Below are 15431 nucleotides of genomic sequence, written 5' to 3' on the forward strand. Positions count from 1 at the left end.
GCAATGCAGCTGACAGGCCCGAACCTTCGATGACCGCACGGATCTTCAAGCCCGCCAAGAACGCGATGCAATCCGGGACCGCCAAGACCCGGGACTGGCAACTCGACTACGAACCCGAGCAACCGCGGGTGATCGAACCGCTGATGGGTTGGACCTCGTCCACCGACATGCAGCAGCAGATCAGCCTGCGCTTCGACACCCGCGAGGAGGCGATCGCCTATTGCGAGCGCGAGGGCATCCCGTATCAGGTGCTGGAGCCGAAGCTCCCGGTCCGCCGGCGCGCGGCCTATGCCGACAATTTCGCCTTTCGCCGCGGCGAGCCCTGGACGCACTGACCGGATCCGCCGACCGGACTCTCCGCCGGACTGCCGCCGATGGCAGGCTCCGGCGCAGAGCGTTTTGATCGGCCGGCGCGTGACCTGTCGGCGCAAGCCGGCTGCGAGCCGTGCCGCTATGGGCTGCGCCTGTTCGGAGCGCAGCAGGTTGGGGTTGCATCCTGCGCCCGCGCGATGACACCATGACCCGAACGCTTCCTCCCCGGGGCGAGCCATAAAAGCGGAAACGCCATGTCCCTGCATTCCAAGATCGATCCCGGATCGGCCGAATTCGCGCGCAATGCCGAGACGATGCGCGCACTGGTCGCGGAGCTGAAGGACAAGCTCGACGGCGTCGCCGGCGCAGGCGGGGAGGTATCGCGCGCCCGGCACACCGCGCGCGGCAAGCTGCTGGCGCGCGACCGCGTCGACCTGCTGCTCGACCCCGGCACCGCGTTTCTCGAATTGTCGCCGCTCGCCGCCAACGGCCTCTATGGCGGCGACGTGCATTCGGCGTCGATCGTCACCGGCGTCGGCCGGGTCGCTGGCCGCGAATGCATGATTGTCGCCAACGACGCCACGGTGAAGGGCGGCACCTACTATCCGATGACGGTGAAGAAGCATCTGCGCGCGCAGGACATCGCGCGGCAGAACCATCTGCCGTGCATCTACATGGTGGATTCGGGCGGCGCCTTTCTGCCGCAGCAGGACGAGGTGTTTCCCGACGAGCGGCATTTCGGCCGGATTTTCTTCAACCAGGCGAACATGTCGGCGCAGGGCATTCCGCAGATCGCGGTGGTGATGGGCTCGTGCACGGCCGGCGGCGCTTATGTGCCCGCAATGTCCGACGAGAGCATCATCGTGCGCAACCAGGGCACCATCTTCCTCGGTGGCCCGCCGCTGGTGAAGGCCGCGACCGGCGAAGTGGTGTCGGCGGAAGAACTCGGCGGCGCCGACGTGCATTCGCGGCAGTCCGGCGTCACCGATCATTATGCGCAGAACGATGCGCATGCGATCGGCATCGCGCGGAAAATCGTCGGCACCTTGAAGCCGCCGCAGCGGGCGGTGCTCAACATGCGCGCGCCGCGCGAGCCGCTGTATCCGGCCGAGCAGCTCTATGGAATTGTCCCGGCCGAGAGCCGCAAGCCGTTCGACGTCCGCGATATCATCGCCCGGATCGTCGACGGCTCCGAATTCGACGAGTTCAAGAAGCTGTACGGCACCACGCTGGTGTGCGGCTTCGCGCATATCTGGGGCTTCCCGGTCGGCATCATCGCCAATAACGGCATCCTGTTCAGCGAATCTTCGCTGAAGGGCGCGCATTTCATCGAGCTGTGCTGCCAGCGCGGCATCCCGCTTGTGTTCCTGCAGAACATCACCGGCTTCATGGTCGGCAAGAAGTACGAAGCCGGCGGCATCGCGCGCGACGGCGCCAAGCTGGTCACGGCGGTCGCCACCGCCAACGTGCCGAAATTCACCATCGTGATCGGCGGCTCCTACGGCGCCGGCAATTACGGCATGTGCGGAAGGGCGTATTCGCCGCGCTTTCTGTGGATGTGGCCGAACGCGCGGATCTCGGTGATGGGCGGCGAGCAGGCGGCGATGGTGCTGAGCTCGCTCCGCCGCGACAATATCGAGGCCAAGGGCGGCGCCTGGAGCGCGGAGGAGGAAGAGGAATTCCGCTCGCCGATCCGCGCGCAATACGAGACTCAAGGCAGCCCGTATTACGCGACGGCGCGGCTGTGGGACGACGGCGTGATCGACCCCGCCGATACGCGGCTCGTGCTCGGCCTCGGGCTGTCGGCGTCGAGCAATGCGCCGATCGAGCCGACGACATTCGGCCTGTTCAGGATGTGATGATGGCAACGACAGGCTTGTACAAGCGCTTCCGCACGCTGCTGATCGCCAACCGCGGCGAGATCGCGTGCCGCGTCATCCGCACCGCGCGCGCGATGGGGCTGCGCAGCGTCGCGGTGTATTCCGAAGCTGATTCCGGTGCGCTGCATGTCAGCGAGGCCGACGAAGCTGTGCTGCTGGGACCTGCGCGGGCGGCCGACAGTTATCTGAACATCGCGCGCATCATCGAGGCTGCGCGCGCGAGCGGTGCCGAGGCGATCCATCCCGGCTACGGCTTTCTGTCGGAGAGCGCCGAGTTCGCGCAAGCCTGCGCCGATGCCGGCCTCGTCTTCGTCGGCCCGACGCCGCAGATGATCACCGCGATGGGCTCGAAATCGGGCTCCAAGGCGCTGATGGAAAAGGCCGGCGTGCCGCTGGTCCCGGGCTATCACGGCGAGGCGCAGGACGACGCGACGCTGGCGAAAGCGGCCGACAGGATCGGCTTCCCGGTGCTGGTGAAGGCCTCGGCCGGCGGTGGCGGTCGCGGCATGCGCGTGGTGCGCAAGGCGGATGAATTGTCCGAGGCGATCGTCAGCGCCAAGCGCGAGGCCAAGGCGGCGTTTGGCGACGATACGCTGCTGATCGAGAAATACGTCGACAATCCGCGCCACATCGAGGTGCAGATCGTCGGCGACAGCCACGGCAATCTCGTCTCGCTGTTCGAGCGCGAATGCACGCTGCAGCGCCGCCACCAGAAGGTGATCGAGGAGGCACCGTCGCCGACGCTCGACGCGGCAGGGCGCGACAAGGTCTGCGAAGCGGCGCGGCGCGCGGCCGGCGCTGTCAACTATGTCGGCGCCGGCACCATCGAATTCGTCTCCGACGGCCGCGACGTGTTTTTCATCGAGATGAACACCCGCCTGCAGGTCGAGCATCCGGTCACCGAGCTGATTTCGGGTGTGGACCTCGTCGAATGGCAGTTGCGTGTCGCCTTCGGCGAAAAGCTGCCGCTGACGCAGGATCAGCTCGCGCTCAACGGCCACGCCATCGAGGCGCGGGTCTATGCGGAAAATCCGGCGAAGAACTTCATGCCCTCGGTCGGACGCATCAGCACATGGCGCACGCCGGCCGAGGTCGACGGCCTGCGCATCGACGCCGGCTACCGCGCCGACGACAGCGTGTCGCCGTATTACGACGCGATGCTGGCCAAGGTGATCGCGTTCGCGCCGACCCGCGAAGCGGCGATCGACCGGCTCGACCGCGGGCTGAACGAGACCGATGTCCGCGGCGTCGTGACGAACATTCCCTTTTTGTCGGCGCTGGTGACGCATCCGGACGTGCGCGCCAATGCCATCGACACCGGCTTCATCGAACGCAATCTCGCGGCGCTGACGGCGGCACAGACGACGCTCGGCGATCTCGAACTGGCGACTTCGGTCGCCGCGATCCTGCGCAGCGAGGACGACGCTGCGCGCGCCGAAGGGCCGACTCCGTGGCGCGCATCCGGCTGGATGCCGGTCGGGCGGCGCAAGCGCAGCTTCGTGTTCCGGCGCGGGCAGGGCGCCGAACACACCGACCACAAGGTCGAACTGACTTACGGGGGCGGCGCCGCGACGTTGACGATCGAGGGCCGCGATTTGCCGTTCGCCTCGGCGGCGAGCAGCGACGGCCTCGACGTCACGCTCGGCGGAACGCGGTCTCGCGTCTCCGCCGTGGTCGACGGCCACGAGCTGTATGTTCGCACCCGCAATGGCCGGTTCGAGCTGCATCTCGTCGACCCGTTCGGCGGCGAGAGCGAGGAGGCCGTCGGCGAGGACAAGATCGTCGCGCCGCTGCCCGGCACCGTGGTGGCGCTGCTCGCCGAGCTGGGCTCGAAACTCCAAAAGGGCGCCGCGATCCTGACGCTCGAAGTGATGAAGATGGAGCAGACTCTGCGCGCGCCGTTCGCGGGCACACTCAAGGCGATCAAGTGCAAGGTCGGCGATATCGTGCAGGAAGGCGCCGAGCTCGCCGAGCTCGAGCCGGACCCGGAATGAACCATTCACCGTCAGGCCCGGCCTTGTGCCGGGCATCCACGTCTTTCTGCGTAGCAACGCGTAAGGCGTGGATGGCCGGGACGAGCCCGGCCATGACGACTGCTTGAGAGTAGTCCAATGACCGACACCGTCCGCATCGTCGAAGTCGGCCCGCGCGACGGGCTGCAGAACGAGAAGACGCCGGTCAGCGTCGCCGATCGGATCGCCTTTGTCGAAGCGTTGGTCAGCGCAGGGCTTTCCACCGTCGAGGTCGGCGCGTTCGTATCGCCGAAGGCGGTGCCGCAGATGCAAGGTTCCGACGAAGTGCTGCGCGCGTCGCTGAAGCTGCAAGGCGAATTCCACGTGCTGGTGCCGAACGAGAAGGGCTATGACGCCGCGCGCGCCGCCGGCGCGCAAGTCGTCGCGGTGTTCGCCTCGGCCTCGGAAGGATTTTCGCGCGCCAACATCAATTGCTCGGTCGCGGAATCGATCGAGCGCTTCAGGCCGGTGATCGCGCGCGCCCAGGCCGACAATATCAAAGTGCGCGGCTACGTCTCCTGCGTGCTCGGCTGTCCGTTCGATGGCGACGTGCCGGTGCAGGCGGTGGTCGACGCCACGACCACGCTGTGGGATCTCGGCTGCTACGAAGTCTCGCTCGGCGACACCATCGGCGTCGGCACGCCGAAGAAAGTTCGCGAATTGCTGCGCGCCTGCGCCGAGGCGGTGCCGATGGCCGCGCTGGCGATGCATTTCCACGACACTTACGGGCAGGCGCTCGCCAATCTCTATGCCGGGCTGGAAGAGGGCGCGCGCGTCATCGACAGCGCCGCCGGCGGCCTCGGCGGCTGTCCCTATGCGCCGGGCGCGACCGGCAATGTCGCGACCGAGGACGTGGTGTACATGCTGGAAGGCATGGGGATCGCGACCGGCGTCGATATGGACAGGCTGATTGCCGCGACCAACATTGTGGCGTCGCTGCTCGGCCGCCCGCCGGTCAGCCGCGTGGTCAATGCGCTGAATGCGAAGAACAAGCGGGCGAGTTAGCAAGCGAGCCTGTAGCCTGTAGCCTGTAGCCGGTAGGGGGCAGAGCGAAGCGAAGCCCGCGCGGAGGCGTCGATGCCGCGCGTGCTATGCTGCAGCGCAACCGAAGGACCGCGAGGCGTTCGGCAATATTCCCTGTCCGCGCGTAACAAACGCATCGCTGCGTCCGTCTGGTCTGTTAGCGGCTTTCGCCGCGTCCCGATCGCTTGCAACAGGATGACAGCAACATGACCATCAGCACCCGTATCGCCGTCGGCCTCTCCGCCGCCGTTGTCGCGCTCAGCCTCGCCGCCGCGCCGGCGGCGTTCGCCATGGACAACATGAAGAAGGACACGATGTCCAAGGACGGCATGAAGAAGGACACCATGGCGAAAGACACGATGTCGAAGGATTCGATGTCGAAAGACGGCATGAAGAAGGACGGCATGCACAAGGACAGCATGTCGAAGGACGGCATGAAGAAGTAAGCGCCGTCTCGGCGCGGGCTCGCTCCGACACGGTCGGGCCGGCTTGCCGGCTTGATCGTGTCAGCCGGTGTCGGCGAGCCAGAGCAGCGTGGCGCGGAAGCTGACACTGCGGCTGCCGACCAGCGACGTGCCGAAGACTTCGGAACTATCGTCGGCGAATGTGCCGGTGAAGCCGGTCGTGACCTCGCGACCGGCGAACACCGGCCGGGCCGGGGTCTCTGCATAAGGTGTGTGCTGCCGCGTCAGCAGTTCGCCCTTCCAATGCCCGTCGCCGACCGTGTAGTCCCCCACCGTCCAGAAATACGGATCGCCGCCGAGCAGCTTGCCGTCGCGCAGGATGATGATTCCGTTGGACCAGCCACGGACTCCGTCGAGCATCCGGATGTGGATCGAATACAGCCCGTTTCGCATCGGCGCGCCAATGTCCCGCTGCAGCTTACCGCTGCGGGCGGTTCGCGCAATGCGCGAAATGCTCGAACGGGCCTGGGCCTCGTGTTCCCGGGCGAATGAGTTCCGTGCGGCGGTTGTGATGTGGTCCCGTTGTGTCTAGAACGGGGCCTCGATCGTGATCGACCCGAGCTGTCCGAGGACAATCCCGATGCCTTTCGTCCACCGCGCCCGCGCCATGCTGGCCATCGCTTTCGTCGCGGCGCTGTCCGCCACCGCGACCCTGACAACGAGTACCCCCGCAATGTCCGACACCGCCAAGACCGTCACCACGCCCTCCGGCCTCAAGATCGAGGATGCCCAGATCGGCGCCGGCGCATCGCCTGCGCGCGGCCAGATCTGCGTGATGCACTATACCGGCTGGCTGTACGAGAATGGCGTCAAGGGCAGGAAGTTCGACTCGTCGGTCGATCGCAATGAGCCGTTCGAATTCCCGATCGGGATGGGCCGCGTGATCAAGGGCTGGGACGAGGGCGTCGCAAGCATGAAGGTCGGCGGCAAGCGCACGCTGATCATTCCGCCGGAACTCGGCTATGGCGCACGCGGCGCCGGCGGCGTGATTCCGCCGAATGCGACGCTCATCTTCGAAGTGGAACTGCTCGGCGTTAAGGGCTGAGCGTTCCAACGGATCGTGCAGCCGCTCGCCATCGCAGGCGGCTGCACGCCGGCGACCGGCTTACGGGCGACCGCAATAGACCAGGATGCTGCCCGCTTTGGTGCTGCAGGTCGCGGTGAGGGCGCCTTTCTCGACCCGCAGGGAGTCGGCAAATCGCGCCTTGCTGCCGCTGACGCAGATCGCCGACAGCAGGGTCTCGCCCGACTCGCACGCCACCGGGCAACCATCCGAGGCACAGCTGGACGAGGTCAGGGTCTTGACCGGGTTGATCGGGGCGAGCGCGATCGCGGGCGCCTCGGTGGTCGCTTCGTTCGACGCGACATTTTCGCGTTGGGAGTTCATCGCGGCGAATACAATCACTGCAGCGGCGACGAGCGCCACGGCCAACACCGGAATTTTCATGTCCAACCTCATTCCTCGAAATGGCATCACGCCGGGAACCGGGTCAGCATAGTCCTGTGCTTCCGAATTGGAAGTGATCGCAATCAATGACTCGACATCTCATCCGACGAACTAACAGATGGTACTATCGTCCGAATTTCGGTCGCCAGGCTTGGGGTCGCCAGGCTTGGGATCGTCATGGAGTTGGCGAATGGCAGTGGTTCGAATGTTCCGTTCAATGGTCTGACAACTGAAAACGCAAGATGGATACCCATCCAGATACCACTGAGACCGATCAAGCCCATCACCACGCGCTCGACCGCATCGCGCATGTGACGCTGCGCGCCGGCGCGATCCTGGCGCAGAGCGGCGCTTCGGTTCGCGTCGTCCACGAGGGCGCGCTTATGATTGCCGGCGGGCTCGGCGTCGAGGTGCTGGGGATGCGTTCCGGCTACGCCTCGTTCGAGATCACGCTGGAGCGCGGCCGCCACACCATCACGCGCATGATGCAGATCGGCCCCCACGGCGTGAACCACCGGCTCGACTTCGCGGTGCGCGACCTGGTGCTGCGTGCCTCGCGCGGCGGAATGACCCCGGAGGAGATCGAGAGCGAGCTCGACCGGCTGCAGCGCGATACGCCGAGGCATCCGCCATGGCTGGTGGCGATCGCGACCGGCGCCGCCTGCGCCGCGTTCGGCCGGCTGCTCGGCGCCGACTGGCTGTCGTTCGTGCCGATGCTGGCAGCGGCGGGAATCGGGCAGCGGATCCGGCACTGGCTGCTCGGGCGTCGGGTCAACGTGTTCGTGGTCGCCGCGATCATCGGCTGCATCGCCGCGACGCTCGGCGGTCTCGGCGCGCGGCTGGCCGGCAGCGGCACAATCGAGCTGGCGATGATGGCCTCGATCCTGCTGCTGGTGCCGGGCGTGCCGTCGACCAACGCGCAGACCGACGTGCTGGACGGCTACCCGACGATGGGCAGCGCCCGCGCGGTCTGGGTGATCATGATCATGGTGTTCGCGGTCACCGGGCTGTGGGTCGCCGAATTCGTGCTGAGGATCCACGTGTGACCGACGATCTGATCGCGATGCTACCTCATCTCGCGCACCAAGCCGCGTTCGGCGCGATCGCCGCGGCAGGCTTCGGGGTGCTGTTCAATTTCGGCTGGCGCTCCCTGGCGTGGTGCGCGGTCGCCGGCGCGCTGGCGCTCGGCATCCGCACCTTCAGCCAGAAGCACGGCGCGAGCCTCGAGGCCGCGACCTTCCTCGCCGCGATCGGCACCTCCTGCATTGCGATTCTGGGGCGGCGCTGGCTCGGCGTCGCCTGCCACGCGATTGCGCTCGCCGGCTGCATCCCGATGGTGCCGGGCGCCTTTTTCGGCCAGGCACTGCTCGGTTACATGTCGGTCGCTGCCGACACGTCGGGCCAGTCCGTCGGCCAGCTCGTCGCCTCGGCGCAGGCTTTCATTCGCGTGATTTCGATCGTCGGCGCGATCGGCGCGGGGTTGGCGATCCCGGCCTATCTGTTGCGGAGCCGGCAGTTCTGAGCAACGCTGCCACAGCCCGCGTCACCGCCGCTTCGAGAGTCGATCGATGAAAATCGCGTTCGCCATCGTCACGTTGTTTTCCGCCGGCGGGCTGCAGCGGGACTGCATGGCGATCGCGTCTCGGCTCGTGGCGCGCGGCCACGAAGTGACGATTTTCGCCGAGCGCAAGAAGGGCGAGCTTCCGGCTGGGCTGCATGTCGAATTGTTGCGCAATCGCGCGATCAGCAATCATCGCCGCGACCTGAAGTTCGCGGAGGCCGTGGTCGAGCGCTGCGAGGGGCGGTTCGATCGGGTGGTCGGGTTCGGCAAGCTGCTCGGCCTCGACGTGCTGTATTGCGCCGATCCGTGCCTCGCCGCCCGCCGCGTCGGCTGGCTGGCGAGATGGAGCGCGCGTCGGCGGATTCAGTTGCTGCTGGAAGCCGACAGCTTCAGGCAGGGGCAGAAGACGGCCTGCATGCTGTTGAGCGAGAATCAGGCGCGGGACTTCCGCAGCGTCTGGTCGACCGAGCCGGACCGCATCGCCATTCTGCCGCCGACGATCGATCCCGGCCGCCGGCATCCCGAGTATCGCACCGACGGCACCCGCGAGCGGCTGCGCGAGGGCCTCGGTGTCGCCGCATCGGATCAACTCTGGCTCGCGATCGCGAACCAGCCGAGCGTGAAAGGACTCGATCGCACGCTGACGGCGCTGAAGCAGTTCGGTTCGGCACGACTGGCGATCGCCGGAATCAAGCAGGGCGGCAAGCAGGCCGGGCAGGTGCTGAGCTGGGCCCGCGGCGTCAGCGTCGCGGATCGTGTTCAGTTACTCGGCTTCCGCCCCGACATTCCCGAACTGATGGCAGCCGCCGACCTGCTGGTTCACCCGGCGCGCTACGACACCACCGGGACCGTGATCCTCGAAAGCCTGATCAACGGGCTGCCGGTGATCACCACGGCCGAATGCGGCTACGCGCCCCATGTCGTCAAGGCGAAGGCGGGGCAGGTGATTTCGATTCCGTTCACCCAGGAGGCGCTGACGGCGGCTTTGGCGGCGGCGGCCTCGGCGTCACAGCGCGATCACTGGAGCGCGAACGGCGTCGCCTACGGCCTCGCCGAGGATCTGTATCGCGGCCTCGACAGGGCCGCCGACATCATCGAGAACCCGCAGCTTCTGACCGGCGGCTGATAATGGCGCGCGGCATCCACCGCAACCGCGCAGGCCGGCACCTCACACCGAGACGATTACGGACGACAGCATGCCGAAGCCGTTGAGCGAGTACACCCGGGCAGACTGGCAGCGGTTGCGCCCGCTATCGCACGGCATCAAGACCGCGCGCTATCGATGGATCGACAGACAGTATCGGCGCGCGCCCGCACGGGTCGGCGATCCCGCCGCGGTCGCCCGCGGCATCGCTGGCCGCAAGGTGCTGGTGACCGTCGCCTATATGGACCCGGAAGCGATCGAACTGCAGGCGACGCTGCTGCGGCATTTCCTGCCCGACGCGCTGTATGTCGTGGTCGACAATTCGCCGGACGACGACGTCGCGGAGCGGATCGAGCGCGTCGCGCAAGCGCACGGCGTAAGCTATCTGCGCGTGCCTGAAAATCCGTGGAAGAAGAGCAGCCGCTCGCATGGCATTGCGCTGAACTGGATCTGGCACAATGTGCTGCGGCCCGGCGCGCCGGAGGCGTTCGGGCTGCTCGACCACGACCTGTTTCCGACCGCGCCGGAGGATCCGTTCGCGCCGCTCGCCACCCAGGAGATCTATGGCTACGTCCGCTTCGCCGAGCCGGATAACAGCCGATGGTTTCTGTGGGCCGGCTTCAGCATGATGCGGTTCGCTGTGGTGCGCGATCTCGATCTCGATTTCGGCCAGGACTGGTTCATCGGTCTCGACACCGGCGGTGCCAATTGGGGGCCGCTGTACAGCCGCTACGATCTCGACAAGCTGGTGCAATCACCGTCGCGCTTCGTGCCGTATCGCGACGGCATCGGCACCTATGACGGGCCGCTGCAATGGTGCGGTTCATGGCTGCACGAAGTCGGCCAGATGGGCGAACCCGACGTGATGCGCGACAAGCGCCGCGTCGTGAAGGAGATCCTGGCGCCGCATCTCGAGGCGGCGCGGCGAGGCGCCGAGTCCGCTTGCAGCGCAAGGTGCAGCCGGTGAGCGCGGCCATCGGCGCAAGATCGTCCCGCTATGGTGAACGGATCTGCCGGGGGGTGACGCCGAAGCGTCGGCGAAACGCCGTCGAGAAATTGCCGAGCGTGCTGTAGCCGACCATACGCGCGGCATCGCCGACCGAGATGTTGCCGCGTTCGAGCGCATCGCGGGCGAAGTCGAGCTTGCGGCCGCGGACATATTCGAACAGCGTCATGCCGTGGAGAAGGCGGAAAGCCCGCTGCAGCCCGCCGGGATTCAGTCCGGCAGCAGTGGAAATCGATTGCAGGGTCAGGTCCTGGTCGAGATGGGCGTCGATGAATTCACAGGCGCGCTGCATGCAGCGGCGATGCGCCGGATTCACTGAGGCGACATCGGCGTAGTCGGACGTGTCGGTGATGGCGTGCAGCGCTTCCGCCACCATCTCGATCGAGCGGGACTCGAGGTACAGCCGCTCGAGCGGCTCCGCGAGCGGCGGCGGGTTGAGGATCTGCTCGGCGATCGCGGTCAGGCGTGGCGTCGCCCTCCAGCGGCGAGTGTCGAGATGGGTGCGGAGAAAGCGTAGCGCCTCGACGCATTCGGCGGAGTCGCCCAGCGCCTCCTGGTCGAGCCACGCCGGACTCACCGTGACGCTGACCTTGCGGATGTGGGCGCCACGGACCGATTGCCGGACGAAGCTGTCGGACGACGACCGGGCGATCGCGATCGCCTCGACGTTGGTCGCGTCTCCGGTCGTGCCGAGTTCCTCCAGGCGGCCGCCCAGCCAGACCCGGACCCGGCCCCGAAGAAACAAGGCGATGGTGAGTCCCGCAGGCTGCGTCGCCTCGGTGTGGAGGTCGTGGATTTCGCGTGTATCGGTGGTGTGCAGCGTCAATCCCGACCGCAGGTGGACCCTTCGAAATTCTCCGACCAGGATCGGCGAGCTACCTGCCAGCCCGGGTGTGACCAGCCGGAATGCACTGTCGTTAGCACCAGCGAGGCGCCTGAGATCGTCCGCGCGGACGATCTTCTCCGGTTGATCCGAAAGCATCTGATCACCCTTTTGCTTCAGGATTTGCAAAGCGCGACCATACACGCCTCGCTTCGCGATTGCGCATCGGCAAGACTATAAGGTCTCTAGACTGGATAGCGCGGCGGCCGCACCGGCGGTGGTCTGGAACGATTGTAAGATCCAGCAGAGATGATTCACGTCCGCGCAAAACTCCCCCTATGGCCGCACCGCAGCATCTGCCGTAACTGATCCTGCTAGTCAGCTTCATCAGTAACGGGGATCAGTGATGCAAGAGCGGGGCATGGCGGCGCGAGGATGGCTGGCCGCCATCGGTGGATTGGCGGTGACTTTGGCGCTGCCGACAGAGGGTGGCGCGCAGACCGCCACGCAGTCGGCATCCGGCTCGTCGCTACCACCGGTTGTCGTCGATGAGCCCAGTCGCGCCCGTCCGGCGGCTCGCGCGCAGCGGACGCGGAACGCCCCGGCATCGGTCGCGAGGTCACAACGCGGACGTAGTTCCACCTCGGCTCCGCCCGCGGCGGCAGCCGCCACCAGCGCGGCCGAGACGGCGACGGGCCCGGTCGCCGGTTACGTCGCCGGACGCAGCGCCAGCGGCAGCAAGACCGATACGGCGCTGATCGAAACCCCGGCGTCGGTGTCGGTGGTGACGCGCGACCAGATCAGTGACCAGGGCGCCCAGAGCGTGTCGCAAGCGCTGCGCTACACCGCCGGCACCTTCGTCGATCTCCGACCTTCGAGCCGCTACGACATCGTCCCGGTGCGCGGCTTCGGCAATAACAACGGCCCGCTGCAGGGCTTCGTCGGCTTCCAGGACGGGCTGAAGCTGCAACGCGGCATCTCGTTCGCGGTGCCGACGGTGGATTCCTACGGGCTGGAGCGCGTCGAGGTGCTGCGCGGCCCGGCGTCGATCCTGTATGGTCAGTCGAGCCTCGGCGGGCTGGTCAATCTGGTCAGCAAGAAGCCCACCGAGAAGGCGTTCGGCGAAATCGAACTCAGTGGCGGCACCTGGGATCGCAAGCAGGCCGCGTTCGATCTCGGCGGTCCGGCCGACACCGAAGGCAAGTGGCTCTACCGGATGACCGGCCTGGCGCGGGATTCCGGCACGCAGGTGTCGGGCACCGAGGATCAGCGCTACATGATCGCGCCGGCGCTGACCTATCGGCCGAGCCTCGACACCACGCTGACGGTGCTGGCGAACTACACTTACGATCCGAACAGCTGGTACAGCGTGTTCTTGCCGGCGCGCGGCACCGTCACGGCCAATCCCTTCGGCCAGATCCCGACCAGCTTCAACGTCGGCGATCCGAACTACGAGGTGTTCTCGCGCAAGCAGGCATCGGTCGGCTACCAGTTCGAGCATCGCTTCAACAATGCGCTCGCGGTCCGGCAGAACCTGCGCTACATGAACCTCGCCACCGACTTCCAGGGCGTGTCGTTCAGCGGCTTCGGCGCCAATCTGCATACCTTGAACCGCTCGAAGTCCAAGGTGCTGGAACAGGTCGATACGCTTGCACTCGACAATCAGGTCGAAGCCAAGCTGTCGACGGGGCCGTTCAGCCACACCGTGCTGTTCGGTCTCGATTATCAATATGCCGACGCCTCGCGTAAACTGGGTTCCTCGGCTGCCGTCCCGTCGATCGACTTCCTCAACCCCGTGTACGGCACGATTTCCGCAACGCCGGCCTTTCAGACCGATGCGACGCAGGTCAATAATCAGTTCGGCGTCTATCTGCAGGATCAGATCAAGTTCGACAGGCTGGTGCTGATGCTGAGCGGGCGGCACGACCGCGCCGGCTTCGACTATCGTCAGACGACGCTTTCGACCAACGCCAGGACGCTGGCGTCGCAGTCCGACGACGCCTGGACCTACCGGGTCGGCGCGCTCTATCACTTCGACAGCGGCTTTGCGCCCTATGTCAGCTACTCCACGTCGTTCGAGCCGGTCACCGGCACGGTGCTGAGCTTCGACAGGACGGCGTTCAAGCCGACGACCGGCGAACAGATCGAAGGCGGCCTGAAATACGAGATGCCGGGCCAGAGGCTGCTGGCGACGATTGCCGGCTACGAACTGACCCAAAGGAATGTTCAGACGGCCGATCCGAATCCGACCCACGTCGGTTGCAGCGGCGTCGCCACCGCTCGCTGCAGCATTCAGACCGGCGCGGTCCAGACCCGCGGCGTCGAGGTCGAGGTCAAGGCCAGTCTCGATTTCGGGCTCGACCTGATCGGTTCATACACCTACCAGGACATGAAGATCACCGAAACCAACACCGCGACCGAACTCGGAAAACGGCCGGTGCAGGTTCCCGAACACCTTGCGGCGCTGTGGGGGCTGTATCACTTCAAGCACGTCAGTTCGGGACCGCTCGGCGGCCTGAGCCTCGGCGCCGGCGTCCGCTATGTCGGCGAGAGCTTCGGCGACTCGATCAACACGCTGGTGGTGCCGAGCTACACGGTGACCGACGCGGCGCTGCACTACGATCTCGAATATCTGTCGCCTTCGCTGAAGGGGACGCGGTTCTCGATCAATGCCAGCAACCTGTTCGACAAGGTCTATGTCGCCTCCTGCGGCGTCGGCACCAGCTTCGATGCGGGTTGCTATTACGGCCTGCGCCGTACCGTGCTGGCGACGCTGCGGTATCGTTGGTAAGGGCCGGGGATGAACGCGTTGGTCGAGCAGCCGGAGACGGAAGGGCGATCGGGCGAGGCGTGGGAACGGGATCGTCTTCCGAGCGGCCCTGCCTATGCGGTTCCGGGAAGTGAGCGGATCCGTGTTCAGTCTGCGTCGGGACTGGCCTATGACGTGATGATCGCAGCTCCGGTCGGCCCACCGGCCGGAGCGGCGGGCTATCCGGTGCTGTATCTGCTCGACGGCAACGCGGTGTTCGGCACCGCCGCCGAGATCGTCGGCTTGCGTGCGCGTAGGCCCGATGCCACCGGCATCAGTCCGGCGGTGATCGTGGCGATCGGCTATCCGACCGATCTGCCGCTCGATCTGGATCGCCGCGCCTGCGACTACACCCCGCCGGTGGCGGTCGACGATCTTCCCGAACGGCCCGACGGCTCGCAGTGGGGAGCGGTGGGCGGCGCCGACGCCTTTCTCGACTTCTTGCTCGACACTGTGCGCCCCTTGATCGCCCGGAAAATTCCGGTCGATCCGCAGCGGCAGGCGCTGTTCGGGCATTCATTCGGAGGCTTGTTCGCGCTGCACGCCCTGTTCACCCGGCCGGATGCTTTCACCCACTACATCGCGGCGAGCCCGTCGATCTGGTGGCATCGCTATCTGGCGCAGGACTACACCGCGGCGTTCGCGCGACGGGTCAGGAGCATCGGCGTCAACGCCAGCGTCCTGATCACGATCGGCGAACTGGAGCAGCAGATGACGATGATCGAGGCGGACGCGGCGAACGCGGCAAGCCGCGCGCAATGGAAGCAGCACAACCGGATGGTCGACAATGCCCGCGAACTGGCGGCCTGGCTGACAGCGCTCGAGGGGCGCGGGCCGCTCACGAAATTTGTGATGTTCGAAGGCGAGGACCACGGCTCGGTGGTTCCCGCCGCGCTCGGCCGCGCCGTCGGCTTCGCGCTCGGCCGGCCGGCGCGATGACACGAAAGATG

15 protein-coding genes are annotated in these 15431 nt (G+C 66.4%); 12 read left to right on the forward strand and 3 right to left on the reverse strand.

The features are described 5' to 3' along the window. The first annotated feature begins 29 nt into the window (after positions 1-29). From ACTZWT_RS15260 to ACTZWT_RS15280, 5 genes are all read left to right on the forward strand, one after another. Positions 30-335, forward strand: coding sequence for an ETC complex I subunit (locus tag ACTZWT_RS15260; protein ID WP_444770521.1), 306 nt, complete (start codon positions 30-32; stop codon positions 333-335). A gap of 231 nt (positions 336-566) precedes the next feature. Next, positions 567-2171 carry a carboxyl transferase domain-containing protein gene (locus ACTZWT_RS15265; RefSeq protein ID WP_444770522.1) on the forward strand — a complete coding sequence of 535 codons (1605 nt, stop codon included), beginning with the start codon at positions 567-569 and terminating at the stop codon, positions 2169-2171. After that, positions 2171-4186, forward strand: a complete 2016-nt coding sequence (locus tag ACTZWT_RS15270) for an acetyl/propionyl/methylcrotonyl-CoA carboxylase subunit alpha (RefSeq protein WP_444770523.1) — start codon at positions 2171-2173, stop codon at positions 4184-4186. The genes ACTZWT_RS15265 and ACTZWT_RS15270 overlap by 1 nt, the downstream gene beginning before the upstream one ends. Before the next feature lie 117 nt (positions 4187-4303). After that, complete coding sequence (locus ACTZWT_RS15275; protein WP_444770524.1) at positions 4304-5209, forward strand: hydroxymethylglutaryl-CoA lyase; 906 nt, start codon at positions 4304-4306, stop codon at positions 5207-5209. 224 nt (positions 5210-5433) lie between these two features. Beyond that, positions 5434-5673: a pentapeptide MXKDX repeat protein gene (locus ACTZWT_RS15280; RefSeq protein ID WP_444770525.1), complete on the forward strand. Its 240-nt coding sequence runs from the start codon at positions 5434-5436 to the stop codon at positions 5671-5673. Between the two features lie 60 nt (positions 5674-5733). Here ACTZWT_RS15280 and ACTZWT_RS15285 read toward each other — a convergent pair whose 3' ends face one another. Then, the gene (locus ACTZWT_RS15285) at positions 5734-6084 is read right to left on the reverse strand and encodes a GrlR family regulatory protein (protein WP_444770526.1); all 351 of its coding nucleotides are present in this window, start codon (positions 6082-6084) and stop codon (positions 5734-5736) included. 187 nt (positions 6085-6271) lie between these two features. Here ACTZWT_RS15285 and ACTZWT_RS15290 point away from each other — a divergent pair, with 187 nt between their 5' ends. Beyond that, complete coding sequence (locus ACTZWT_RS15290; protein ID WP_444770527.1) at positions 6272-6736, forward strand: FKBP-type peptidyl-prolyl cis-trans isomerase; 465 nt, start codon at positions 6272-6274, stop codon at positions 6734-6736. A gap of 60 nt (positions 6737-6796) precedes the next feature. Here ACTZWT_RS15290 and ACTZWT_RS15295 read toward each other — a convergent pair whose 3' ends face one another. Beyond that, positions 6797-7225, reverse strand: a complete 429-nt coding sequence (locus tag ACTZWT_RS15295; RefSeq protein WP_444770528.1) for a hypothetical protein — start codon at positions 7223-7225, stop codon at positions 6797-6799. Between the two features lie 155 nt (positions 7226-7380). Between ACTZWT_RS15295 and ACTZWT_RS15300 the strand changes: the two genes are divergently transcribed. The 4 genes from ACTZWT_RS15300 to ACTZWT_RS15315 all read left to right on the forward strand — a co-directional run bounded on the left by ACTZWT_RS15300 (position 7381) and on the right by ACTZWT_RS15315 (position 10810). Beyond that, positions 7381-8184, forward strand: a complete 804-nt coding sequence (locus tag ACTZWT_RS15300) for a threonine/serine exporter family protein (protein ID WP_444770529.1) — start codon at positions 7381-7383, stop codon at positions 8182-8184. Further along, positions 8181-8660 (forward strand): threonine/serine exporter family protein, encoded by a 480-nt coding sequence (locus ACTZWT_RS15305; protein WP_444770530.1) that lies wholly within the window; start codon positions 8181-8183, stop codon positions 8658-8660. Before ACTZWT_RS15300 ends, ACTZWT_RS15305 begins: the two co-directional genes overlap by 4 nt. A gap of 46 nt (positions 8661-8706) precedes the next feature. After that, on the forward strand, positions 8707-9825 hold the full coding sequence (locus ACTZWT_RS15310) for a glycosyltransferase family 4 protein (RefSeq protein WP_444770531.1): 1119 nt from the start codon (positions 8707-8709) through the stop codon (positions 9823-9825). Positions 9826-9895: 70 nt separating this feature from the next. Beyond that, positions 9896-10810, forward strand: a complete 915-nt coding sequence (locus ACTZWT_RS15315; protein WP_444770532.1) for a hypothetical protein — start codon at positions 9896-9898, stop codon at positions 10808-10810. Between the two features lie 28 nt (positions 10811-10838). Here the strand turns inward: ACTZWT_RS15315 and ACTZWT_RS15320 are convergent, their stop codons facing one another. Continuing rightward, positions 10839-11831: a helix-turn-helix transcriptional regulator gene (locus ACTZWT_RS15320; RefSeq protein WP_444770533.1), complete on the reverse strand. Its 993-nt coding sequence runs from the start codon at positions 11829-11831 to the stop codon at positions 10839-10841. A gap of 262 nt (positions 11832-12093) precedes the next feature. Here ACTZWT_RS15320 and ACTZWT_RS15325 point away from each other — a divergent pair, with 262 nt between their 5' ends. After that, positions 12094-14463, forward strand: coding sequence for a TonB-dependent siderophore receptor (locus ACTZWT_RS15325; protein WP_444770534.1), 2370 nt, complete (start codon positions 12094-12096; stop codon positions 14461-14463). Positions 14464-14619: 156 nt separating this feature from the next. Continuing rightward, positions 14620-15420, forward strand: a complete 801-nt coding sequence (locus ACTZWT_RS15330) for an alpha/beta hydrolase (protein WP_444770637.1) — start codon at positions 14620-14622, stop codon at positions 15418-15420. Positions 15421-15431 lie beyond the last annotated feature (11 nt).

Source organism: Rhodopseudomonas sp. NSM (assembly GCF_052445935.1).
Lineage (GTDB): Bacteria > Pseudomonadota > Alphaproteobacteria > Rhizobiales > Xanthobacteraceae > Rhodopseudomonas.